This window comes from Collinsella aerofaciens (assembly GCF_015553355.1).
Taxonomy (GTDB): domain Bacteria; phylum Actinomycetota; class Coriobacteriia; order Coriobacteriales; family Coriobacteriaceae; genus Collinsella; species Collinsella aerofaciens_V.
Map to the genome: position 1 here is coordinate 13,017 of NZ_JADNGN010000016.1, position 22,351 is coordinate 35,367.

Consider the following 22,351-nt stretch of genomic DNA (forward strand, 5'->3'; position numbering starts at 1 on the left):
ATTCAGTTTATGGGCGCCATCGACTCCTTGTGATTCGATGGCGCTTGCTGTGTCGAAGTGACGTATGCAGCCGAATTGGACATATACTTAATCCTTGCGTCCGAATGCGAGGGAAAGGATATGCCATGGCAAAGGCTGTAAAGACGCCAAAAACCAATGCGATGCGCGAGCTGGAAAGCGCCGGCATTTCCTATGTTCTACATACGTACGAAGACGATGGTGATGAGTCGGCGGGCCTGGGGGTCGCGATTTCGGAGCAGCTTGGCGAGGAGCCCGGTCAAGGATTTAAGACCTTGGTCTGTGTGACGCCGTCCAACGACCATGTTGTGTGCTGCATCCCTGTTGCCGACGAGCTCGATCTAAAGTCCGCCGCGCGTGCCGCGGGGGAGAAGTCCTTGGCCATGATGCATGTGAAGGATTTGCTTGCGGCGACTGGCTACGTTCGCGGCGGCTGCAGTCCGGTCGGTATGAAAAAACGCTACCGGACGCTCATTGATGAAACATGTGTCCTTTGGGATACCATTTTTATTTCGGGAGGCAAGCGTGGTTATCAGCTCGAGCTTGCACCTGATGATTTAATTGCATTTTGCGGGGCGACAGTTGCCGCGATTACGAGAGAGGACTGAGCGATGCCGCAGGAAGAATTGAAGCGCGGAGCTCATTTTGCAGAAGAATCTGCGCCTCAGACACCCTCATCCGAAGCTTCTTCGTCGCGAGATGACACTGACGACATGGGCTCGTCGGACTACTCCACGGTTGGTCGTTCCGCCGGGCTTATGACCATCCTGACCATCGTGTCTCGCGTCACCGGTTTTATCCGCACGTGGGCAATGGCGGCCGCTATCGGCATGTCGCTACTCTCGTCCTCCTATCAGGTCGCCAACAACCTGCCGAATATGCTCTACGAACTCGTGATGGGCGGCATGCTCGTGACGGCGTTTTTGCCCGTGTACATGGGCGTGAGGCGTGAGCAGGGTCGCGAGGCCTCGAACGAGTACGTGGGCAACCTGCTTGGCATTCTGCTTTTGGTGCTGGGTGGCATTTCGTTGTTGGGGACCGTGTTCGCCCCGGGCTTTATCTGGACGCAATCGTTCCTTTCGGGTGACGGCGGCAGCATGGATACCGCTGCGTTCATGTTCCGTTTCTTTGCCATCCAGATTCTGTTTTATGGTTTGGGCTCGGTGTTTTCGGGCGTTCTCAACGCGCACCGCGACTACTTCTGGTCGACGTTTGCCCCGGTCCTCAACAATGTGATCGTCATTGCGAGCTTTATGGGTTTTGCGCCCGTGTCCGCACAGTTTGGCGAACGTGCCGGCATCATCTTGATTGCGGCCGGTACGACCCTCGGTGTTTTTGTTCAGATGGCATGTCAGATCCCCGCGCTTGGCAAGCACGGCGTGCATCCCCATATCCATATCGACTTTAAGGACCCCGCACTGCGCCAGACGATTGCGCTCGGTATCCCGACGCTGCTCGCCACGGTGTGCATGTTTGTCTCGACTTCTATCACCAACGCTGCCGCGCTGGTGGTCCAGCCCGAGACTGGTCCTTCCGTCATCGCCTATGCGCGCCTGTGGTACACGCTGCCCTACGCGCTGATTGCCGCCTCGCTTTCGACGGCGCTCTATACCGAGCTCTCTCACGACGCACAGGAGAAGGATTACGACAGCGTTCGCACGGGCATTTCGCGTGGCGTCGCCCAGATGCTGTTCTTCCTGATTCCGTTCGCGCTGTACCTGATTGTCTTCGCGCGTCCGCTCAACATGATTTACTGTGCCGGCAAGTTTGATGAGTCCGGCGTGGCGCTGGTGTCCGAGTTCCTTGTCTACCTGGCGTTCTCGCTGCCGCTCTACGGCGTGGTCGTGCTGATGCAGAAGAGCTTCTCTGCCTTGCTCGACATGAAGCCCTATAGCCGCTATTGTCTGTATTCCGCCATCGGCCAGGCCGGTTCGGTTCTGCTGTTTGGCGTTGTGCTGGGCTTCGGTATGCCGGCAATCGCGCTTTCGTATGTCGTCGACTACGTGATCTTGGTCGGTTGCTCGCTGTGGTGGCTGCGTCGTCGTCTGCGTGGTCTTCAGGTTAAATCTATCCTGCATGGCGGTTTCTTTGGCCTTTTGCTCGGTGGCCTGGGTGCTGCCGCAGGCGCCGGCGTCATGCGGGCGCTTGAGCACTTTGTCGGGGCACTTGGCGGCTCGATTCTGATTACTCTTGGCTACGTTTGCGTTGCGGGTGTCGTCTCGCTTGCTGTTACCTTTGGCCTTGCCGTCGTCCTTAAGATGCCCGAGGTCTCGGCGCTGATTCGTCGCAAGTAGGTGCGCGTGGCCGGTCACGACAACATTCCAACGCTTGCCGAGCAGGTTTCGCGCGTTCCCACGCAGCCCGGCTGCTACCTTTGGAAAGACGCCAAGGGCGATGTCATCTACGTGGGCAAGGCGAAAAACCTGCGCGCCCGTATGCGTCAGTACGTGACGCTGCAGGACGAGCGCCAGAAGATCCCGCTGATGATGCAGCTGGTGGCGAGCTTTGACTATATCGTGGTGGAGACCGAGCACGAGGCGTTGGTGCTCGAGCGCAATTTGATTGGTCAGTACCATCCGTACTTTAATGTCGACCTCAAGGATGACAAGAGCTACCCCTTTATCGCCATTACAAAGGGCGACCTGTATCCCGCTATCAAATACACGCGTGAGCGTCATAAGCCGGGAACGCGCTATTTTGGACCTTATACCGATAGCCGCGCGGCACGTGAGACGATAGATACGCTGCGCAAGGTTATCCCCATCTGCTCCGCATCCTGTGCGGAGTGGCGTCGTTGTCGCCGTATCGTCGAGTCCCACAAGGGCGAGGAAGACATCGTCAATATGATTTGCGCGCAAAACGGGCGCCCCTGCTTCGACTATCATGTCGGGCGCGGCCCGGGTGCGTGTGTCGGCGCGATTTCCCCGGCAGACTATGCCAAGAACGTCAAACGTGTCGAACGTTTTTTGTCGGGCCATCGCAAGGACGTCGTCGACGAGCTGACATCCGAGATGACGGAGGCCGCCGAGGCGCTCGATTTTGAGCGTGCCGCCCGCGTCAAACGTCGTTTGGAGGTCATCAGGGGTCTGGACGACCGTCAGCAAGTCGTTTTTCCCTCCAGTGTCGATATCGATGTCATCGGTTTCTATCGCGAGGAGACCATCTCCGCCGCTTGCGTCTTCGTCGTTCGCGAGGGCCGAACAGTTCGCACCTGCGAGTTCATTCTCGACAAGGGTCTTGATGTTGACGAGGAAGAGCTCCAGTCGGGCTTTCTTAAGCGCTATTACGACGAGACGGCTGATATTCCAGCTGAGGTCAACCTTTCCGTCGAGCTTGAGGATGCGGAGGCGCTGGGGGAGTGGCTTGCGGGCAAGCGTGAGCGTTCCTGCCATCTCCATAGGCCGCAGCGTGGCGAAAAGCACCGTCTACTCGATATGGCATCCAAAAATGCGCGCCATGCCCTCATGCGCTACATGATGCGAACGGGGTACGCTGACGACCGCACCAATCAAGCGCTCATGGAGCTCGAAAGTGCGTTGGCGCTGCCATCGCCGCCGTTGCGTATCGAGTGCTTCGATATCTCTACACTGCATGGCACCTTTACGGTCGCTTCGATGGTGGTATTTACCAACGGACGCGCCGACAAGAGTCAGTACCGTCGTTTTAAAATTCAGGCCGAATTGGACGAGGCAAACGACTTCGTGTCGATGTCCGAGGTTTTGGGACGACGCTATGCTCCCGAGCGCATGGCTGACGAGCGCTTTGGCTCGCGCCCCGATTTGCTCGTTGTCGATGGCGGTAAGCCGCAATTGACCGCTGCGATCAAGCAACTTGAGGCTCTTGGGCTCGATATACCAGTTTGTGGCTTGGCAAAGGCCGATGAGGAGGTTTTCGTGCCTTGGGACGAGACTCCCGTCGTGCTGCCGACCGGGTCCGCGTCGCTCTATCTAATTAAACAGGTGCGCGATGAATCGCACCGTTTTGCCATCACGTTCCATCGCGAATTGCGCGACAAGGCCATGACGGTTTCGGTACTCGATGACGTTCCAGGCGTGGGACCCACCAGAAAACGTGCCCTTATGCGCCATTTTGGCTCGATGAAGCGTTTGCGCGCGGCGAGCGAGCAAGAGATCGCGGAAGTTCGCGGCATACCTGCCGATGTTGCCAAGGCGGTCCACGAGGCGCTCGTTGCATGGAATGCCGAGCGCGCCGAGGCGGCGGTTGGCCATTCCGATAGCTAAACACGAGCCTAAACAACTGATATACATGATTGCGCGATTTTCAACCATTTATTTCGCCATGATTGCCCGCTGGTTTCGGGTTTTATTAACGCTAAAACGTTTGACTAACCCAAGCGAAACCCCTGCTATCCTGCGGGTTGACGAAGACTGATATCTCACCTCGCCGATACATACTGTCTGGCGAATCGTTTGTCAACGAATTCGGTGAACGGTAGTAAATACCGTTCAAGCGTATGTATGTATCGGTCGCCGAGCGCGGCACCTCAGTTGGGCTCGTCGGTAGGTAAGGTATATATCGTCCGCAAGTTGCGCGGGGGCACGTCTAGGTGCTCCCGGGTAAGATTCTCTATTGATAGGAGAAGACATGGCCATCATCAACAAGGGTATGTCCAGGCGTTCGTTCCTCGGCCTCACCGGCAGCGTCGCTGCTGTCGCAGGGCTTGGTCTCACCGGCTGCGGTGGCAACTCCAGCGACGAGGGTTCCGCTTCCGGTTCCACCGATTCCGCCAACCGTGGCGGCGGCGTGATCACCGCTGGTTCCGCTTACGCTCCGTCCAGCTTCGATCCCGCCAGCACCGGCTCCGCTGTGGGCCTGGGTGCTAACTGGCACGTCGTCGAGGGCCTCTACGGCATCGATTACCACGACTACAGCACCTTCAACGAGCTCGCCACCGACGATCCCAAGTCTGTGGACGACACCACTTTCGAGGTCACCATCCGCAAGGGCGCCAAGTTCTCCGATGGCACCGAGGTCACCGCTGACGATGTCGTTGCCTCCTACACCGCTTGCGCCGCTTCCGCTACCTATGCTCCGTTCTTCCAGCCCTTCGAGTCCATCGAGGCCAAGGACGCCAGCACCGTGACGGTCAAGACCAAGGTCCCCAACTTCTCCCTGCTCAAGGATCGTCTGGCCATCGTCCGCGTTACCCCGGCCACCCAGACCGAGGAGGATCGCGCCAAGCAGCCGATCGGCTCCGGCCCCTGGATGTACGACTCTATCTCCGATACCGAGATCACCCTGGTTCCCAACCCCGAGTACAACGGTGAGTATGCTGCCGAGGATAAGAAGATCCAGTACAGCATCCTGACCGACCCCACCGCTCGCGTTACCGCTCAGCAGGAGGGCTCCACGCTCGTTATGGAGCTCGTTACCGCTGACGCCGTCGACCAGCTCGAGAGCGCCGGCTGCAAGATCGATAACGTTCAGGGTTTCGGCACCCGCTTCATCATGTTCAACGTCGCCAAGGAGCCTTGGAACAACGTCAAGGTCCGTCAGGCTGTCATGTATGCGCTCGACACCGAGAAGATGGTCAGCAACACCTTCGCCGGCCTTGCCACCGCTGCCAGCTGCTACCTGCCCAAGAGCTTCACCAACTATCATGAGGCTTCCACGGTGTACAAGACCGACGCCAAGAAGGCTAAGAAGCTCATCGAGGAGTCCGGCATCACCCCGGGTGCCATCACCCTGCGCACCACCGACAACGAGCAGATTAAGGGCATGGCCGCCCAGGTCAAGAACGACCTCGACGCTCTCGGCTTCGATGTGACCATCCAGACCGATACCTCGCCGGCCACCTACGCTGCCATCGACGGCGGCGAGGCCTACGATATCCTCCTTGCCCCTGGCGATCCGTCCTGCTTCGGCGCCGACCCCGACCTGCTGCTCAACTGGTGGTACGGCGACAACGTCTGGATGCAGACCCGTTGCCCGTGGAAGGAGTCCGCTGAGTGGCAGAAGCTCCACAGTCTCATGGACGAGGCTCTTGCCGCCGAGGGCGACGAGCAGCAGAAGAAGTGGAACGAGTGCTTCGACATCATTGCCGACAACGCCGTTCTGTACCCTGTTGTCCACGTCAAGACCGTCTCCGCTTCCTGGGACGATCCGTCCACTGCGCCCAACGGCGAGGCCCTCGATGGCTTCAAGGGCATCGGCACGACGAGCATGTCCTTCAGGGGCGTTGCGACCGTCAAGGCGTAAGACTCGCTTGAGTCTGTATGCAGGATGTCGGTCGTTGGGACCGTATCCTCATAGTTGAAACAAAGACCCGGGCGACAACGATGTCGCTCGGGTCTTGTAATGAGTATCCGTACTCATATACCAGTTGGTCCTACCGACAAAAGAAAGGGGAGAGAACGTGAACAACTTGCTACGTTTGATTGGAAGGCGTCTTGTGGCGCTGCCGATCATGGCATTGGGCGTCACCGTCCTGGTGTTCTTCCTTATGTCGTTCTCCAAGACCGACCCCGCCTACACGGCGTTGGGTGACGGTGCCTCGCCCGAGGCGGTTGCCGAGTACCATGAGAAGTATGGTCTGGACGACCCCTGGCCCGTGCGCTACGTGCGCTATATGGGCGATTTGATTCATGGCGACATGGGCACCTATGGTGCTGCTCGCAACTCCGTTGCCAAGCGCATCTCCACGGCCCTGCCCGTCACGATGCAGCTGACCTTCATCGGTCTTGCCATCGGTGCGGTCGTTTCGTTTTTGCTCGGCGTCATCGCGGCACTGTATCGCGACAAATGGCCGGACCAAGTGATCCGCGTCTTTTCCATCGCCGGCTTGGCAACCCCGTCGTTCTGGCTTGCCGTTCTGTTGATCCTGCTGTTCTCTTCCTACCTTAAGGTGCTCCCGGCATCGGGTGCTCTGCCTCACTTCACCACGAATCCGGTTGGCTATCTGGGACGTATGATCATGCCCGCTATCGCCTTGGCATTTCCGCTGACGGGCCAGATGACTCGTATCGTGCGTACCGCCATGGTCGAGGAGCTCGACAAGGACTATGTCCGTATGGCTCGCGGCGCCGGCGTTCCCGAGAAGGTTGTCGTCGGCATCAACGTTCTTCGCAATGCGCTGATCACCCCGGTCACCACCCTCGGTCTTAAGATCGGTTACCTCATGGGCGGCGCCGTCGTCATCGAGGTTATCTTCAACCTCCCCGGCATGGGCACCGCGATTCTGCAGGGCGTTCAGGGCAACGAGGCGAACCTGGTTCAGGGCGTCGTTATCGTCGTTGCTCTTGCCTTCATCATCATCAACATCGTGGTTGACATGCTCTACCTGCTCATCAACCCGCGCATCAGGACGGTGTAGATTATGGTAAAGATTCGAGAGAAGCAAACCGAGCAGCTCGAGAAGGCTGCCTCCAAGGGGCTCAAGCTCGGTGGCTGGAAGAAGATGACGCTGTCTTCTAAGATTGCCGCCGTCGTGCTGGTGCTGGTCGCCCTGACTGCGATTCTGGCGCCCCTTCTTGCCCCCTATAGCCCGGTCGAGATTTTTACGGCTCGCCAGGCTCCCGGCAACGGATTTATCTTCGGTACCGACGATAAGGGTCGCGACATTCTGTCGCGTATGCTCTACGGTGGTCGTTACTCGCTGATTATCGGCTTTGGCGCCACTGCCATGGCTCTGGTCTGCGGCTCGGTCGTGGGCGCCCTTGCGGCGGTTTCGCGTAAGGCCGTCTCCGAGACGATCATGCGTATCCTGGACATCATCATGTCCATCCCGGGCATCGCCCTCGCTGCCGTCTTCGTCTCCATCCTGGGCAACTCCGTGCCGTCGATCATCTTCGCCATCGGCTTTATGTACACTCCGCAGATTGCCCGTATCGTGCGCGCCAACATCGTGTCCGAGTACGGCGAGGACTATGTCCGCGCGGTCATCGTTTCCGGCGCCAAGGCTCCGTGGATTTTGATCAAGCATGTTCTGCGTAACTGCATCGCCCCGATCATGGTCTTCACCGTTACCCTGGTCGCCGACGCCATCATCTTCGAGGCCTCGCTGACCTTCATCGGCGCTGGTATCCAGGAGCCCACCGCTACCTGGGGCAACATCCTCGCCGACGCCCGCGGCGGTGTGCTCGCCGGCCGTTGGTGGCAGGCGCTGTTCCCGGGCCTGGCCATCATGATCACCTGCCTGGCGCTCAACATCCTCTCCGAGGGCATTACCGACGCCATGGCCGCTGCTCCCTCCGCCGCCCTGGATCCCACCGATTCCTCCAGGCGCCGCGAGGCCGACCTGCTGGTCTCCGACCCCGTTCGCGCCTACAAGGAGCAGGCCCAGTCCCTCTCCGCTCGCCTTGGCGCCCTGCGCGATGTCGAGCTCAAGCGTGAAGATCGCCATGTGCCCGACGAGTCTGTCGAACCGATTCTCTCGGTCCGTGACTTCTGCATTCAGTTTGAGCATCACGGTGATATCAACGTCGTCGACCATGTCAACTTTGACGTCCGCCCTGGTCAGACTATGGGCCTGGTGGGCGAGTCCGGTTGCGGTAAGTCCATCACCACGCTGGCCATCATGGGCCTGACCGACGATGACGAGCACCTTTCCGGCGAGGTCCTCTGGGAGGGCCGTGACCTGCTCAAGATGAGCAAGAAGGAGTGGTTCGGCCTCCGCGGTACCGATATCGCTATGGTCTATCAGGATGCCCTGTCCTCGCTCAACCCCTCCATGCTCATCTCTGCCCAGATGAAGCAGCTCACCAAGCGCGGCGGAACCCGCAGCGCCGAGGAGCTCCTGGAGCTCGTCGGCCTCGACCCCAAGCGTACGCTCGAGAGCTACCCGCACGAGCTTTCCGGTGGCCAGCGTCAGCGTGTTCTGATTGCTATGGCCCTTACCCGCGACCCCAAGCTGGTCATCTGCGACGAGCCCACGACCGCTCTGGACGTTACCGTCCAGAAGCAGGTCATCAAGCTGCTCAACGACCTTCAGGCCAAGCTCGGCTTTGCCATGATCTTCGTCTCGCATGACCTGGCGCTGGTCGCCGAGGTCGCCCATAACATCACGGTGATGTACGCCGGTCAGGTTATCGAGCAGGCGCCCACCAAGGAGCTGCTCACCAACCCGATCCACGAGTACACCCGCGGTCTTCTGGGTTCCGTTCTGTCCATCGAGAGCGGTTCGGGCCGCCTGCACCAGGTGCCCGGCGCCGTTCCGAGCCCGCGCGATTTCCCCAAGGGCGATCGCTTCGCGCCCCGCTCGAGCCATCCGCGTATTGGCCTGGACACCCGTCCGGTCTTCAAGCGCGTGCCCGGCACCGAGCACTTCTATTCCGAGCTCCCCGACGAGGTGCTCAAGGCAAATGGTTTGACCCCTCACGCGGAGGTGATGTAGATGAGCGAGACCGCAGTCAACGGCGTCGAGCCGATCATCTTCCTTGATGACGTCCACGTCACCTTTAGGACCCGTACCGGCTCGATTCTGCACCCTAACCTGGTTCACGCCGTCCAGGGTGTAACGATTAGGCTCATGCCCGGTCAGACGATCGGCATCGTCGGCGAGTCCGGTTGCGGTAAGTCCACCACCGCCAACGTCATGTGCGGCCTGCAGGCCCCCACGAGCGGCAAGGTCTACTTTAAGGGCAAGGACGTTACCAAACGTACCGCCGAGGACCGTCGCCACATGGGTCGCGTCATCTCGGTCGTGTTCCAGAACCCGGCCACGGCACTCAACCCCCGCATGGTCGTTCGCGAGCAACTGCTCGACCCCATGCGCGTCCACAACCTGGGTACCGAGGCCGAGCAGGAGAAGCGCGTCAAGGAGCTCTTGGAGCTCACCGGTCTGCCCAGCTCCGCCGCCGAGGTTCTTCCCGGCCAGCTTTCGGGCGGCCAGCGCCAGCGCGTCGCAATTGCCCGTGCCCTGTCGCTGAACCCCGATGCCATCATCGCCGACGAGCCCACCTCGGCTCTGGACGTTTCGGTCCGCGCGCAAATTCTGAACCTGCTGACCGACCTTAAGAAGGAGCTCGGCCTGGCCATGGTGTTCATCAGCCATGACATCCAGACGGTCCGCTATATCTCTGACGACATCATCGTTATGAATGGCGGCAAGATCGTCGAGCAGGGCGAGGCCAAGCAGGTCTTCCAGCACCCCCAGGACCCCTACACCAAGATGCTGCTCGGCGCTGCGCCGTCGCTGCTGCATCCCAAGCTCGGCGAGTAGTCTCGCTTTCCCTCCCGTGCGCCCGGTTCCCTTGCCGGGCGCACCTCCGTTGCGATTTCGAAAGGTTGGGTTCACGAGCCATGCCAAGTGCTCAGGAGCTGCAACAGCAATTTGGTGGGTATCGGGGTGCCATGCCCCGTCCATCAGATTTCGATCTCTTTTGGAAGGACCGCATGGCCGAGGCCGACGCCGTCGGGCTTGACTATGCGATCGAGACGGCATCGGTCACCGATGCCGTGACCTGCCAGCTTTTCGACCTCTGGTATACCGGCATGTGTGGCGCTCGCCTGCATGCCAAGTACCTTAAACCCGTCTCGGACGAGCCCGTGCCATTGGTACTTCAGTTCCATGGGTATCCGGGTGCAAGCCGCAGCTGGTTTGAGCAGGCGTCGTTTGCGGGCATGGGCATGGCGCTCATCGCGCTTGACTGTCCTGGTCAGGGCGGTCCCTCCGAGGATATTGGCGGATTTGAGGGTACGACGGTCGCGGGCCATATCGTCGCCGGTATCGACGGCGATCCGGCCAACCTCTACTATGTCCGTCTGCACCAGGACATTCGCATCCTGTGCCGTATCGTCCGCGAGCTCGAGGGCATCGATCTTGCCCGTGTGTTTGTGAACGGCGCGTCGCAGGGCGGCGGTTTGGGCATTGCGACCTGTGCACTTAACAGCGAGCTTATCAATCGCGCCGCCATCCTCTATCCCTTCCTGTCGGATTTTCGCCTGGTCTGGGATTTGGATGCCGACGACATTGCCTACGAGGGCCTGCGCTATTGGTCTCGCTGGTTTGACGAGGACTCGACTCGTATCGACGAAGCCTATGCCAAACTGGCGTACTTCGATTCCAAGAACTTTGCCCCTATGGTCAAATGCCCCGTGCTGTTTGGCACCGGCACAGCCGATACCGTCTGTCCGCCAGCGACGCAGTTTGCGGTCTATAACAACCTGACCTGTGAAAAGCGTCATGAGTTCTTTGAAGGCTTTGGCCACGAGGAGATTCAGGATTTTGACGATCTGATCATTCCGTTTTTCTGCAAGGGAGGGGAGGCTCATGTCTAAGTGCGAGAGCAATGTCAATGAGCTGATTGTCTCCGACCTTGTGGGGATTCCCGGAACGGTCTCGTTAAGGCTCGCTGATTTCCGGGATTGGCGCGGTGATGCTTCTGCGGATGTTTCCGAATTAGAGATAGCCGCTTCGGACCTTGAGGTTTGCGGGCCGAGTATTACGGCGATCGATTTCGCCAATCCGTATGCCCGCTACTCCGAGGTTTCCTTTGAGCTTGGTGGCGATGTGGTCCACGCACGTTTGATCGAGCCTGCCGGTCGCGCCCGAGCATCCGAGCTCGTGCCGCTATGTCTGATGTTTCACGACATCGACCGACCCGTGCGGGGATGGCATCACATGACGAGGTTTGCGGCCATGGGATATGCCGTGCTTGCGCTGGACGATGAGGCGATTGGACCCAGCGATCTGCGGCAGGGGATTACCTCGCCTGCTTTTGTCAGGCGCGTCCGTTGGGGCTGCGCGTTGGCGGAGGTCGCGCGCAATCTTGATGGCATGGACCCCGACCGCATCTTCGCATGGGGCGAGGGCCTTGGCGGCGGTGTCGTTTTGGCGGTCTCCGCCTTGGATAAGTGCGGCCTTGCCTGCACGGCGGTTGCCAATCCGCTTCCTGGCGGCCTCGAGGCGCTGTCGTCTCGGGTGCGCGGATCGGTGCTCATGGGCACATCGCTCATGGATACCGTGAGCGATCCCAAGGATCAGTTTGCCGTATTCAACGGTCTTGAGTGTGACCGGAGACATATCATCTATGCCAAATACGCTCACGAGCGCATCAATGCGTTCGAAAACGAAGTCGTCGACTTTTTTAACCAAACGTTCTACTCGTGTTCTTTGGCCTAGACGGCCTGGACACTGCCAACAAGAGTGGGCGGCATAGGGCTGCCCACCAGACAACTAAGGAGATTCTTGTGGCAACTCAGAAATTCACCGGCGTTATCCCTCCCGTCGTTGTTCCCGATACCGAAGATCACCAGCTCGACGTTGCCTCCTTTGAGCGCAGCATCAACCGCATGATCGATGCCGGCGTCGATGGCCTGTTCTTCTTGGGATCCTCGGGCGAGGTCGTCTTCTCCACCGACGAGCGCCGTCGCCAGATTATCGCCGAGGCCGTTCGTATCGTCGACCACCGTGTGCCTGTTCTGGTCGGCATCATCGATACCGAGACCGAGCGCATGATTGAGCACGGCAAGGTCGCCCAGGAGCTGGGCGCCGATGCCCTCGTCGCCACCTGCCCGTTCTATGCCCTGCAGGGCATGACCGAGGTCGAGGAGCACTTCCGTATCCTGCACGAGGAGCTTGACCTGCCCATCTTCGCCTATGACATTCCCGTCTGCGTTCACACCAAGCTCCCCTGGAAGCTCCTTGCCAAGCTCGGCGCCGAGGGCGTCCTTGCTGGCGTCAAGGATTCCTCGGGTGATGACATCTCGTTCCGCTACCTCGTTCAGGAGAACGAGAAGAACGGCCATCCGATGAGCATTCTCACCGGTCACGAGGTTGTTGTCGACGGCGCCTACCTCGGTGGCGCCGACGGTTCCGTCCCGGGTCTCGCCAACGTTGAGCCCGAGGGCTACGTGCGTCAGTGGAAGGCCGCTCAGGCTGGTGACTGGGCTACCGTCAAGGCCGAGCAGGATCGCCTCAATGAGATTTCGCACATCTGGGATGTCACCTCGGGCGTCCAGGGCTATGCCGGTGGCGTCGGCGCCTTCAAGACCGCTATGAACCTCATGGGCATCTTCGACAGCCCGACCATGCCGCGCCCGGTGAAGGCCATGACCGGCGAGAACGTCGAGGCGATTAAGAAGGTCCTCCAGGACAACGGTCTCCTGTAAAGCTTCCCCGGGCACCCGATCTTGGGGCTCAAGCGGTCGAGCGTGACCCATTAGGTCAACGCCCGACCGCTTTCACCCCAACCTCGGGCACCCGGGAAACCTTTACCAAGCTGCGGCGATAACGCAGCCTTCATTTCCTGTAGTTGTTTTTTATCTCCTAAGGAGAGCGACATGGAGAACAAGTACGTCTGCTCTGTCGATATCGGCGGAACTAAGATCGCGACTGCCATCATGGAGTACCCGGCTGACGGCAGCGTGCCTCATCCCGTTTTTGAGGCCGAGGTTCCCACTGAGGCCCAAGAGGGCGGCGAGGCCGTCTTCCAGCGTATCGAGGCGTCCATCAAGGCTGCTCTCGAGGCGAATCCCGATGTCGAGGTCCTTGGCGTCGGCATCGGTGCCGCCGGCGTCGTCGATCCCAAGACGGGCGCCATCGCGTATGCCAACGAGATCATGCCCGGCTGGTCCGGCGTTCAGTTGGGGCCGCGCCTGCGCGAGGACCTCGGTCTTCCCGTTGCCGTCGTAGGCGACGTGCAGGCTCATGCTCTGGGTGAGGCCCACTGGGGCGTCGGCAAGGGCAAGTTCTCCGTCTTGTGTCTTGGCATCGGTACGGGCATCGGCGGCGCATATGTCGAGAACGGCCGCGTGATGCAGGGCTTCCATGGTGCTGCCGGTCATATGGGCCACATCGAGTGCTCGGCTGCCGCCGGCATTCCCTGCGCCTGCGGGCGTTCCGGCCATCTGGAGTCGGTTGCTTCGGGCACTTCCATTGGTCGTATGTACGATGAGCGCTTTGGCCGCGTCGACCCCAGCCGTCCTTCGGTCGGTCGCGATGTAAACGACCTGTGCCGCGCGGGCGACGCAAAGGCGACTGAGGTCATCCATGATGCCGGCTTTGCACTGGGCGCCAGCTTAGGCTCGCTCGCCAACATCTTGGACCCCGAGGTCATCGTGCTTTCGGGCGGCGTGATTCACCAGGGTCCCGATTGGCGTTCGCAGACGTGGAAGGATTCGGTGCACGAGGGCTATGCCAGCCAGGCGCTCGACCCGCTTCAGGACACACCGATCCTCATCGGGTCTCTGGAGGGCGACGCGCCGCTTATCGGTGCCGCTGAGCATCTTCTTGCCTCGTTGAAGTAAACGTATCTGCTGTAGGAGCCTCCCGAGACAACACGCCTCGGGAGGCTGTTCTGAGAAAGGTTACAGCCTTATGACCGTCGATCCTTTGATTCAATCCCTGAAGGGTAAGCTCGTCGTGAGCGTTCAGGCGTATATGGGCGAGCCACTTCGTACGCCCGAGACCATGGCTCAAATGTCTCGCGCTTGCGAGCTTGGCGGCGCCGCCGCCATTCGCTGTCAGGGCCTTGCCGACATTGCCGCCATTAAGGGTCGCTGTGAGATCCCCGTCATCGGCCTGTGGAAGGATGGACACGAGGGCGTTTACATCACGCCGACGCTGCGTCACGCTCGCGCCTGCGTTGCCGCGGGTGCCGATATCGTGGCGATCGATGCCACCGATCGTCCGCGTCCCGATGGCAAGACCGTCGAGGACACCTTCCGTCCGCTGCACGAGGAGGGTGTGCTCCTGATGGCGGATTGTGCCACCATCGAGGACATTCGCCGTGCTGTCGACATGGGCTTCGACCTGGTGTCCACCACGCTTTCTCATGGTGTCGCCGCCATCGACTGCACCATGGCCGACGGTCCCGATCTGCCGCTCCTGCGTCAGGCGACCGAGGAATTCCCCGGTCTTCCCATCATCTGCGAGGGCCGCGTGCACACGCCCGAGGAGGCTCGCGCCGCGATCGATGCTGGAGCTTGGGCCGTTGTCGTCGGCACCGCCATCACGCACCCCACGAGTATTACGAGTTGGTTCAAGGCTGCGCTTGAGGCGTAAGACAGGCCTCGTATCCGCTTGGGGCGGTATACTCAATATAGGCAATTGACCGCGCGGGATCCGGGTTGCTGGGTCCCGCGCTTGTTTTTGGGAGGCAGCACATGCAAAAGGGAGATGCCATGGATGCGGCGGAGCGCTCGGAGCGCATCCCTGATATCGTCATCATCACCGGAATGTCCGGATCGGGCCGCACACAGGCCATGCACGTGTTCGAGGACATGGGCTATTTTTGCATTGATAACCTGCCTCCGCGTCTCATCGCCCAGCTTGCCGAGCTCGTCGGCATCAATACGGGCGTGGGCAGGCATCTCGCCGTCACCTGCGATTTGCGTAGCCAGGGACTGTTTGACGAGTTGCTCGATGCGGTCGCCGCGCTCGAAGAACGCGAGATGAGCTGCGACATCGTGTTCCTGGAGGCTTCTGACGAGGTGCTGATTCGTCGCTACAGCGAAAATCGCCGCCGTCATCCCATTGCCAAGCCGGGGGAGACTACGGCCGATGCCATTCAGCGCGAGCGCCTTCAGCTGCAGGGCGTGCGCGATCGAGCCGATATGATTATCGACACGAGCCGTCTGCGCACCTCTGCGCTGCGCAACAAGCTACGTATGGCATTTTCCGAACTGTCCGACCAACAGCTCATGGACGTCCATGTGTTCTCGTTTGGCTTTAAGCACGGCATGCCCGTCGAGGCGGACATTATGATCGACGTTCGCTTCCTGCCCAATCCGTTCTACGATCCCGAGATGCGCACCATGACCGGCCTCGATAAGAAGGTCTCCGATTTTGTCTTAGACCATCCCAAGACCCAGGAGTTTTGGAAGGCTTGGACGCAGCTGCTCGATACGGTCATGCCGGGATATATCGCAGAGGGTAAGCCGCAGCTTTCCATTGCCATCGGCTGCACGGGTGGACAGCACCGAAGCGTTGCCATTGCCGAGGCTACGGCCCGCTACCTGGAGGGTGCTCAGTACCACGTGAGCATTTCCCATCGCGACCTGTCGCGCGCGAACACGAAAGCATAGGCCTGCATGTCGTTTACCGCCGAGGTGCGTGACGAGCTCGCGCGCTGCGAACCCGAATGTGAATACTGCGATTTGTCGACGCTTGCCGCCCTGACGCGTGTGAGCGGTACACTTTCGCTGGCCGGCTCCGGGCGGTATCGTTTGACGGTCGCGACCGAGACGGGAGCCGTCGCGCGCACGATGATCACGCTGACGCATCGCATTCTTAAGCTCAAAACGGAATTCACCGTTCGTAAATCGGTCTTGCATAAGGTCCGTAACTATCTCATTACCCTGCCCGATCAACCCGACCTGGACAAGGCTCTGGTGCTGCTGGGCATTCTAGACCGCAGGGGAGGGCTCGTTGCTGGTGTTCCCCGACACATCGTTGCCCGTCCCTGCTGCAGGCTTGCCTACATCCGCGGCGCGCTCATCGCGGGCGGCTTCGTGGCCGATCCACGCGGCGATTTTCATTTGGAGATCGCGGTGCAGGGCGAGCAATATGCTAAGGGGCTTTGCGACCTGTTGGGGCAGATTGGGGTCCATGCTCGTGTTAATGCACGGCGGGGGTCATATGCCGTGTACATTAAGAGCGCCGAGGAAATCGAGCATCTATTAAAGCTGATTGGTGCCAAGCGCAGCGTTGCCGAGATTGAGGAGGCGCGCGCGGTCAAGTTGGTTAAGAACGATGTGAACCGTCGCGTGAACGCCGAGCTCGCCAACCAGACCAGAAGCGCCGGTGCTGCCCAACATCAGCTTGCGCTTATCGATGAGCTCGAGCAGCGCGGCCTTCGCGATGCGCTTCCGGATGCCTTGGCGGTCTTTTGCGACCTGCGCGAGCGCTATCCCGATCTGTCGCTGCGTGATTTAGGGGAGATGGCTGACCCTCCCTTGTCGAAGTCGGCCCTCTACCATCGTGTTTTACGGCTTGAAAAGCTCATTGAAGCAAACGGGTAGTTTAAAGTATCGACTTATATACGGATTTAGCTGCTATTTTACTCTTTAAAACGTTTTAACGTAAATTTGATTTTCAATTTCGACTATTCTCGTGAAATTCAAGTCCAAAAAAAGGTATATTAGGCGAGTGGTTAGTTTGTGGGCCTCAACGGCGGGCGCTGTAGCTTGCGGGGGCCTTACGAAAGGAGACACAATGGCAGTAAAGGTTGCTATTAACGGCTTCGGTCGCATCGGTCGTCTGGCTTTCCGTCAGATGTTCGGTCATGAGGGCTCCGAGATTGTCGCTATCAACGACCTCACCTCTCCCGATATGCTCGCTTACCTGCTGAAGTACGACTCCACGCAGGGCAACTACGCTCGCGATCACGAGGTCGTTGCTGGCGAGGATTCCATCACCGTTGACGGCAAGGAGATCAAGATCTACAAGGAGGCCGACGCCAACAACCTGCCTTGGGGCGACCTCGACGTCGACGTCGTTCTCGAGTGCACCGGCTTCTACACCAGCAAGGCTAAGGCTCAGGCCCACATCAACGCTGGCGCCAAGAAGGTCGTCATCTCCGCTCCGGCCGGCAGCGATCTGCCCACCATCGTGTACAACGTCAACCACGAGACGCTGACCGCTGAGGACAACATCATCTCCGCTGCTTCCTGCACCACCAACTGCCTCGCCCCGATGGCCAAGGGTCTGAACGACTTCGCTCCCATCGTGTCCGGCATCATGACCACCATTCACGCCTGGACTGGCGACCAGATGCCGCTCGACGGCCCGCAGCGCAAGGGCAACAAGCGTCGTAGCCGCGCCTGCGCCGTCAACATCGTCCCCAACACCACCGGTGCTGCCAAGGCTATCGGCCTGGTTCTCCCCGAGCTCAACGGTAAGCTCATCGGTGCCGCCCAGCGCGTCCCGACGCCGACCGGCTCCATCACCAACCTCTACGCTGTCGTTGACAAGAAGGTCACCGTCGACGAGGTCAACGCCGCTATGAAGGCCTACGCTTCCACCATCTCCGAGACCTTCGGTTACAACGAGGACGACATCGTCTCCACCGACATCATCGGCGAGACCCACGGCTCCATCTTCGACGCCACTCAGACCATGTGCTCTGACCTCGGCAACGGCCAGACCCTCGTTCAGGTCACCTCTTGGTACGACAACGAGAACTCCTACACCTCTCAGATGGTCCGCACCATCAAGTACTTCGAGAAGTTCGTTGCTTAATTTAGCTTTTAGCGAATAGCTCGTTGAGCGTCTAAAGAAGGGCGCGGCCTCATAGGGCTTACACCCTAGGGTCGCGCCCTTTTTATAGGAAATCGTCTGCCGTAATGGGAGGCAGACACGTACGAAAGGTAGAAGCAAACATGGCCTTTACCAAGAAGACCGTCCGCGACATCGATGTCGACGGCAAGCGCGTTCTCGTCCGCGTTGACTTCAACGTGCCTATCAAGGATGGCGTCGTTGGCGACACCACCCGCATCAAGGCTGCCCTGCCCACCATCAACTACCTCGTTGAGCACAACGCTCGCGTCATCCTCATGAGCCACCTCGGCCGTCCCGAGGGCACCGGCTTCCAGCCTGAGCTCTCCCTTGAGCCTGTCGCCAAGAAGCTCGCTGAGCTCTCTGGTCTCGATGTTGCCTTTGTCGCCGACACCTACGGCGAGAAGGCTGCTGAGGCTGTTGCCGCCGTCGAGCCGGGCAAGGTCCTGGTTCTCGAGAACGTCCGTTTCGACAAGCGTGAGAAGAAGAACGATCCCGAGATCGCCAAGACCCTCGCTTCCTATGGTGACGTCTTCGTTCTCGATGCCTTCGGCACCGCTCACCGCGCCCAGGGTTCCGTCGTGGGCCCCGCCGCTTACCTGCCTGCCGTCGCCGGCTTCCTGCTCGAGAAGGAGGTCGACACGCTGACCGGCATCTTCGCCGAGCCCGAGCGCCCCTTCGTCGCTATCGTCGGCGGTTCCAAGGTTTCCTCCAAGATCGGCGTTCTCGATCACCTCATCGACTCCGCTGACACCCTGATCATCGGTGGCGGCATGGCCTACACCTTCTTCCTGGCTCAGGGCCTGACCGTCGGTCAGTCCCTCAAGGAAGAGGACTGGGTCGAGCGCGCCGGCGAGATGCTCAAGAAGGCCGAGGAGAAGGGCGTCAAGATCCTGCTCCCCATCGACAACCGCGTTGCCGATCACTTTGGCGAGGACGCTGTCCCCGAGGTTGTCGCTTCCGACGCTATCCCCGACGATCGTGAGGGCATGGACATCGGTCCCAAGACCGAGGAGCTCTACGCCGAGGCCGTCAAGGGCGCCAAGACCGTGTTCTGGAACGGCCCCATGGGCGTCTTCGAGTTCGACAACTTCGCTCACGGCACCCAGGCTATCGCCGAGGCCGTCGCCGAGGCCGACTGCACCTCGATCATCGGCGGTGGTGACTCTGTCGCGGCTGTCAACAAGTTCAACCTGGCCGACAAGATGAGCTGGATCTCCACCGGTGGTGGCGCTTCCATGGAGCTCGTCGAGGGTAAGGCCCTGCCCGGAGTGGAGGCGCTTCTCGATGCCTAATCGCACCCTTCTTATCGCTGGTAACTGGAAGATGAACAACGACGTCGCCGAGGCCGCCAAGCTCGCCGACGAGCTGGCTCAGGCTCTGCCCGAGGTTCCGGCTGGCGTCGAGGTGCTCGTCTGCCCTCCGACCATCGACATCACCACGGTTCATGACCGCATTCAGGCTGCCCCCATCGCCCTCGGTGCACAGAACGTGTACTGGGAGGCCAAGGGTGCCTTCACCGGTGAGTCCTCTTGCGACATGCTCAAGTCCGCTGGCTGCACCTACTGCATCATCGGTCACTCCGAGCGTCGCGACTACTTCCACGAGACCGACGAGGATCAGAACAAGAAGGCCAAGGCCCTCGTTGCCGCCGGTCTTGTTCCCGTCTTCTGCTGCGGCGAGTCCCTTGAGGTCCGCGAGGCCGACACCTATGTCGAGCACGTCGTGAACCAGGTCAAGGCTGGCCTTGCTGGTCTTGAGATCACCTGCCCCAAGCAGGTCGTCGTCGCCTACGAGCCCATCTGGGCCATTGGCACCGGCAAGACCGCTACCGCCGAGGATGCTCAGGAGGTCTGCGGCGCTATCCGTGAGACCCTCAAGGAGATGTTCGGCGAGGAGCTCGCCGACGGCATCCGCGTTCTCTATGGTGGCTCTGCCAAGCCCGGCAACATCGCTGAGCTCGTCGCCAAGCCCGACGTTGACGGCGCCCTCGTGGGCGGCGCTTCGCTCAAGGCTGCCGACTTCGCCTCTATGGTCGTCAAGGCAGGCGAGTAGGACATATGGCACAGCGTCATCTTCCTGCACTCCTGATCATCATGGACGGCTGCGGCCTGGCTCCGGCCGATGGCGAGAACGCCGTCGCCGCTGCCAAGACGCCCTTCCTTGATAGCCTGTACGAGAAGTACCCCCACACCACGCTCGGCGCTTCGGGCGAGGACGTGGGTCTTCCCGATGGCCAGATGGGTAACTCCGAGGTGGGTCACCTCAACATCGGTGCCGGCCGCATCGTGTTCCAGGAGCTTTCGCGCATCAACAACGCCATCAAGGATGGCTCCATCGCTAAGAACGAAGTCTTCGTCAAGGCTATGGACGACGTCAAGGCTGACGGCAAGACCCTCCACCTTATGGGCCTTATGAGCCCTGGCGGTGTTCATTCCCATATGAACCACGTCGAGGCTCTGGTCAAGATGGCTGCCCGGCATGGCGTCAAGACCGTTCGTGTCCACGCCTTTATGGACGGCCGCGACGTCGACCCGCAGTCCGGTGCTGGCTACATGAGCGAGTTCTGCGCCTTCCTGGCTAAGATCTCCGAGGAGACCGGTTGCGACGCTCGCGTCGCCACCGTCTCGGGCCGCTATTGGGCCATGGACCGCGACAACCGTTGGGAGCGCATCCAGCGTGCCTACGACGTCATGGTCAATGCGTCCGATGCCGATACCGACCCCGTTGCCGGCATCAAGGCCTACTACGAGAAGGATCCGCGCGGCGACGAGTTCGTCGAGCCCTTCGCTGCCCACAATGAGGGCATCCACGAGGGCGACGCGGCCATCTTCTTCAACTTCCGTCCCGACCGCGCCCGTCAGATGACCCGCGTGTTCACGGACAAGGAGTTCGACGGCTTTGAGCGCGAGCAGATCAAGCTCTCGCACTTTGTGACGATGACCGAGTACGATCCGACGTTTGACGTCGAGGTCGCCTTCCCCAAGACGTTCCCCGAGAACGTCCTGGCCGACGTTATCGCCGCCAATGGCCTGAAGCAGCTGCACACTGCCGAGACCGAGAAGTACGCCCACGTGACGTTCTTCCTCAACGGCGGCATCGAGGAGCCCAAGGAGGGCGAGGAGCGCGTGCTCGTCGCTTCCCCCAAGGTCGCTACCTACGATCTGCAGCCCGAGATGAGCGCTCCCGAGGTTACCGAGAAGCTTGTCGCCGCCATCAACGAGGATCGCGCTGATTTCTACATCGTGAACTTCGCGAACTGCGACATGGTTGGTCACACCGGTGTCTTCGACGCTGCCGTTAAGGCCGTCGAGGCTGTTGACGATGCCCTGTCCAAGGTTGTCCCGGCGATTCTCGCTAAGGGCGGCTTTGCGCTGATTACCGCCGATCACGGCAACGCCGATCACATGTTTGACGTTGTTTCCGACGGTTCCAAGCATCCGTTTACGGCTCACACCACCAACCGTGTGCCGTTCATCATCGTTGATGAGAAGGCGCAGCTCACCGGTATTGAGGACGGCCGTCTTTCCGATATCGCTCCGACCATGCTCACCATGGCTGGCATTGAGCCTTCCGCCGAGATGACGGGTCGCGTACTCGCCACCGAGGCCTAATAGAAAACAAATACCGTTTTCTAGTAAGGGGGTTGTCCACAACCGGACAACCCCCTTTTGGTGTTTCTGCCATTTCTGCCCCGTCCCCAAATGGCGGGTGGGGGAGCGTTGGGGGTTGTGGTACAGTACTGGAGTTTGAATTGTTCTATTAAGGAGCTTATCTATGGGTCCGTTCCAGATTCTTCTGTTTGTCGTTTGGGCTGTCTCTGCCGTGGCGCTGACGATTCTCGTCCTGATGCACTCCGGTAAGGGTACCGGCGTTTCGGATATGATCGCTAGCTCGCTGTATAACTCCAGCTCTGCCACGGGCGTCATGGAGCAGAACCTCGATCGCCTGACCGTCATCATGGCTGTCGTATTTGCCGTGTGTGTCGTTCTGTGCATGTTCTTCTTCCCGCAGGGCATCGTCGGCTACTAAGCATCGGCGTATATACGTTTGTAAAGGGTCCTGCATGTGCGGGGCCCTTTTTGTTTACAGACTTGTAACAGAGTCAAAATATCCCCACATACTTCGCCCAACTAAAGAAATTCTCGACCGTTA

The 22,351-nt window shown here is 59.9% G+C and carries 19 protein-coding genes; all 19 read left to right on the forward strand.

The features are described 5' to 3' along the window. Positions 1-125: 125 nt before the first annotated feature. Positions 126-626 (forward strand): Cys-tRNA(Pro) deacylase, encoded by a 501-nt coding sequence (gene ybaK, locus I2D57_RS05345; RefSeq protein ID WP_117746693.1) that lies wholly within the window; start codon positions 126-128, stop codon positions 624-626. 105 nt (positions 627-731) lie between these two features. Then, positions 732-2,312 (forward strand): murein biosynthesis integral membrane protein MurJ, encoded by a 1,581-nt coding sequence (gene murJ / locus I2D57_RS05350; RefSeq protein WP_195361750.1) that lies wholly within the window; start codon positions 732-734, stop codon positions 2,310-2,312. 6 nt (positions 2,313-2,318) lie between these two features. Continuing rightward, positions 2,319-4,259: an excinuclease ABC subunit UvrC gene (gene uvrC, locus I2D57_RS05355; protein ID WP_324249206.1), complete on the forward strand. Its 1,941-nt coding sequence runs from the start codon at positions 2,319-2,321 to the stop codon at positions 4,257-4,259. A 364-nt stretch (positions 4,260-4,623) separates the two neighbouring features. Further along, the gene (locus tag I2D57_RS05360; protein ID WP_099431431.1) at positions 4,624-6,237 is read left to right on the forward strand and encodes an ABC transporter substrate-binding protein; all 1,614 of its coding nucleotides are present in this window, start codon (positions 4,624-4,626) and stop codon (positions 6,235-6,237) included. A gap of 157 nt (positions 6,238-6,394) precedes the next feature. Then, the gene (locus tag I2D57_RS05365) at positions 6,395-7,351 is read left to right on the forward strand and encodes an ABC transporter permease (RefSeq protein ID WP_035138896.1); all 957 of its coding nucleotides are present in this window, start codon (positions 6,395-6,397) and stop codon (positions 7,349-7,351) included. A 3-nt stretch (positions 7,352-7,354) separates the two neighbouring features. Beyond that, positions 7,355-9,370, forward strand: a complete 2,016-nt coding sequence (locus I2D57_RS05370; RefSeq protein WP_195361752.1) for a dipeptide/oligopeptide/nickel ABC transporter permease/ATP-binding protein — start codon at positions 7,355-7,357, stop codon at positions 9,368-9,370. Next, complete coding sequence (locus I2D57_RS05375) at positions 9,371-10,198, forward strand: ABC transporter ATP-binding protein (RefSeq protein WP_089573612.1); 828 nt, start codon at positions 9,371-9,373, stop codon at positions 10,196-10,198. A gap of 80 nt (positions 10,199-10,278) precedes the next feature. Continuing rightward, positions 10,279-11,256 (forward strand): acetylxylan esterase, encoded by a 978-nt coding sequence (locus I2D57_RS05380; protein ID WP_117647499.1) that lies wholly within the window; start codon positions 10,279-10,281, stop codon positions 11,254-11,256. Then, positions 11,249-12,100, forward strand: coding sequence for an acetylxylan esterase (locus I2D57_RS05385; RefSeq protein WP_195361753.1), 852 nt, complete (start codon positions 11,249-11,251; stop codon positions 12,098-12,100). The genes I2D57_RS05380 and I2D57_RS05385 overlap by 8 nt, the downstream gene beginning before the upstream one ends. Positions 12,101-12,168: 68 nt before the next feature. Further along, on the forward strand, positions 12,169-13,089 hold the full coding sequence (locus I2D57_RS05390; protein ID WP_035138887.1) for a dihydrodipicolinate synthase family protein: 921 nt from the start codon (positions 12,169-12,171) through the stop codon (positions 13,087-13,089). Between the two features lie 171 nt (positions 13,090-13,260). Then, positions 13,261-14,226 carry an ROK family protein gene (locus I2D57_RS05395; RefSeq protein ID WP_022094876.1) on the forward strand — a complete coding sequence of 322 codons (966 nt, stop codon included), beginning with the start codon at positions 13,261-13,263 and terminating at the stop codon, positions 14,224-14,226. 70 nt (positions 14,227-14,296) lie between these two features. Continuing rightward, complete coding sequence (locus I2D57_RS05400; RefSeq protein ID WP_195361754.1) at positions 14,297-14,983, forward strand: N-acetylmannosamine-6-phosphate 2-epimerase; 687 nt, start codon at positions 14,297-14,299, stop codon at positions 14,981-14,983. A gap of 101 nt (positions 14,984-15,084) precedes the next feature. Continuing rightward, positions 15,085-16,005, forward strand: a complete 921-nt coding sequence (gene rapZ / locus I2D57_RS05405; protein ID WP_022094878.1) for an RNase adapter RapZ — start codon at positions 15,085-15,087, stop codon at positions 16,003-16,005. Between the two features lie 6 nt (positions 16,006-16,011). Then, positions 16,012-16,941: a DNA-binding protein WhiA gene (whiA, locus tag I2D57_RS05410; RefSeq protein ID WP_117759549.1), complete on the forward strand. Its 930-nt coding sequence runs from the start codon at positions 16,012-16,014 to the stop codon at positions 16,939-16,941. A 193-nt stretch (positions 16,942-17,134) separates the two neighbouring features. Then, positions 17,135-18,160: a type I glyceraldehyde-3-phosphate dehydrogenase gene (gap, locus tag I2D57_RS05415; protein WP_099431436.1), complete on the forward strand. Its 1,026-nt coding sequence runs from the start codon at positions 17,135-17,137 to the stop codon at positions 18,158-18,160. A 140-nt stretch (positions 18,161-18,300) separates the two neighbouring features. Next, the gene (locus tag I2D57_RS05420) at positions 18,301-19,491 is read left to right on the forward strand and encodes a phosphoglycerate kinase (RefSeq protein WP_195361755.1); all 1,191 of its coding nucleotides are present in this window, start codon (positions 18,301-18,303) and stop codon (positions 19,489-19,491) included. Next, entirely contained in the window at positions 19,484-20,251 is a 768-nt protein-coding gene (gene tpiA / locus I2D57_RS05425) for a triose-phosphate isomerase (RefSeq protein ID WP_195361756.1), read from the forward strand. Before I2D57_RS05420 ends, tpiA begins: the two co-directional genes overlap by 8 nt. A gap of 5 nt (positions 20,252-20,256) precedes the next feature. Next, entirely contained in the window at positions 20,257-21,810 is a 1,554-nt protein-coding gene (gene gpmI / locus I2D57_RS05430) for a 2,3-bisphosphoglycerate-independent phosphoglycerate mutase (protein ID WP_195361757.1), read from the forward strand. Between the two features lie 163 nt (positions 21,811-21,973). Then, entirely contained in the window at positions 21,974-22,228 is a 255-nt protein-coding gene (secG, locus tag I2D57_RS05435; protein WP_006236144.1) for a preprotein translocase subunit SecG, read from the forward strand. Positions 22,229-22,351 lie beyond the last annotated feature (123 nt).

Bases quoted from the DNA above. Each gene is read 5' to 3' on its own strand.
- I2D57_RS05375 (WP_089573612.1), top strand. From the start codon at position 9,371: ATGAGCGAGACCGCAGTCAACGGCGTCGAGCCGATCATCTTCCTTGAT.
- I2D57_RS05395 (WP_022094876.1), top strand. From the start codon at position 13,261: ATGGAGAACAAGTACGTCTGCTCTGTCGATATCGGCGGAACTAAGATC.
- whiA (WP_117759549.1), top strand. From the start codon at position 16,012: ATGTCGTTTACCGCCGAGGTGCGTGACGAGCTCGCGCGCTGCGAACCC.
- secG (WP_006236144.1), top strand. From the start codon at position 21,974: ATGGGTCCGTTCCAGATTCTTCTGTTTGTCGTTTGGGCTGTCTCTGCC.
- tpiA (WP_195361756.1), top strand. From the start codon at position 19,484: ATGCCTAATCGCACCCTTCTTATCGCTGGTAACTGGAAGATGAACAAC.
- gap (WP_099431436.1), top strand. From the start codon at position 17,135: ATGGCAGTAAAGGTTGCTATTAACGGCTTCGGTCGCATCGGTCGTCTG.
- I2D57_RS05400 (WP_195361754.1), top strand. From the start codon at position 14,297: ATGACCGTCGATCCTTTGATTCAATCCCTGAAGGGTAAGCTCGTCGTG.
- murJ (WP_195361750.1), top strand. From the start codon at position 732: ATGGGCTCGTCGGACTACTCCACGGTTGGTCGTTCCGCCGGGCTTATG.
- I2D57_RS05360 (WP_099431431.1), top strand. From the start codon at position 4,624: ATGGCCATCATCAACAAGGGTATGTCCAGGCGTTCGTTCCTCGGCCTC.
- gpmI (WP_195361757.1), top strand. From the start codon at position 20,257: ATGGCACAGCGTCATCTTCCTGCACTCCTGATCATCATGGACGGCTGC.
- I2D57_RS05420 (WP_195361755.1), top strand. From the start codon at position 18,301: ATGGCCTTTACCAAGAAGACCGTCCGCGACATCGATGTCGACGGCAAG.
- ybaK (WP_117746693.1), top strand. From the start codon at position 126: ATGGCAAAGGCTGTAAAGACGCCAAAAACCAATGCGATGCGCGAGCTG.
- rapZ (WP_022094878.1), top strand. From the start codon at position 15,085: ATGCAAAAGGGAGATGCCATGGATGCGGCGGAGCGCTCGGAGCGCATC.
- I2D57_RS05385 (WP_195361753.1), top strand. From the start codon at position 11,249: ATGTCTAAGTGCGAGAGCAATGTCAATGAGCTGATTGTCTCCGACCTT.
- I2D57_RS05370 (WP_195361752.1), top strand. From the start codon at position 7,355: ATGGTAAAGATTCGAGAGAAGCAAACCGAGCAGCTCGAGAAGGCTGCC.
- I2D57_RS05380 (WP_117647499.1), top strand. From the start codon at position 10,279: ATGCCAAGTGCTCAGGAGCTGCAACAGCAATTTGGTGGGTATCGGGGT.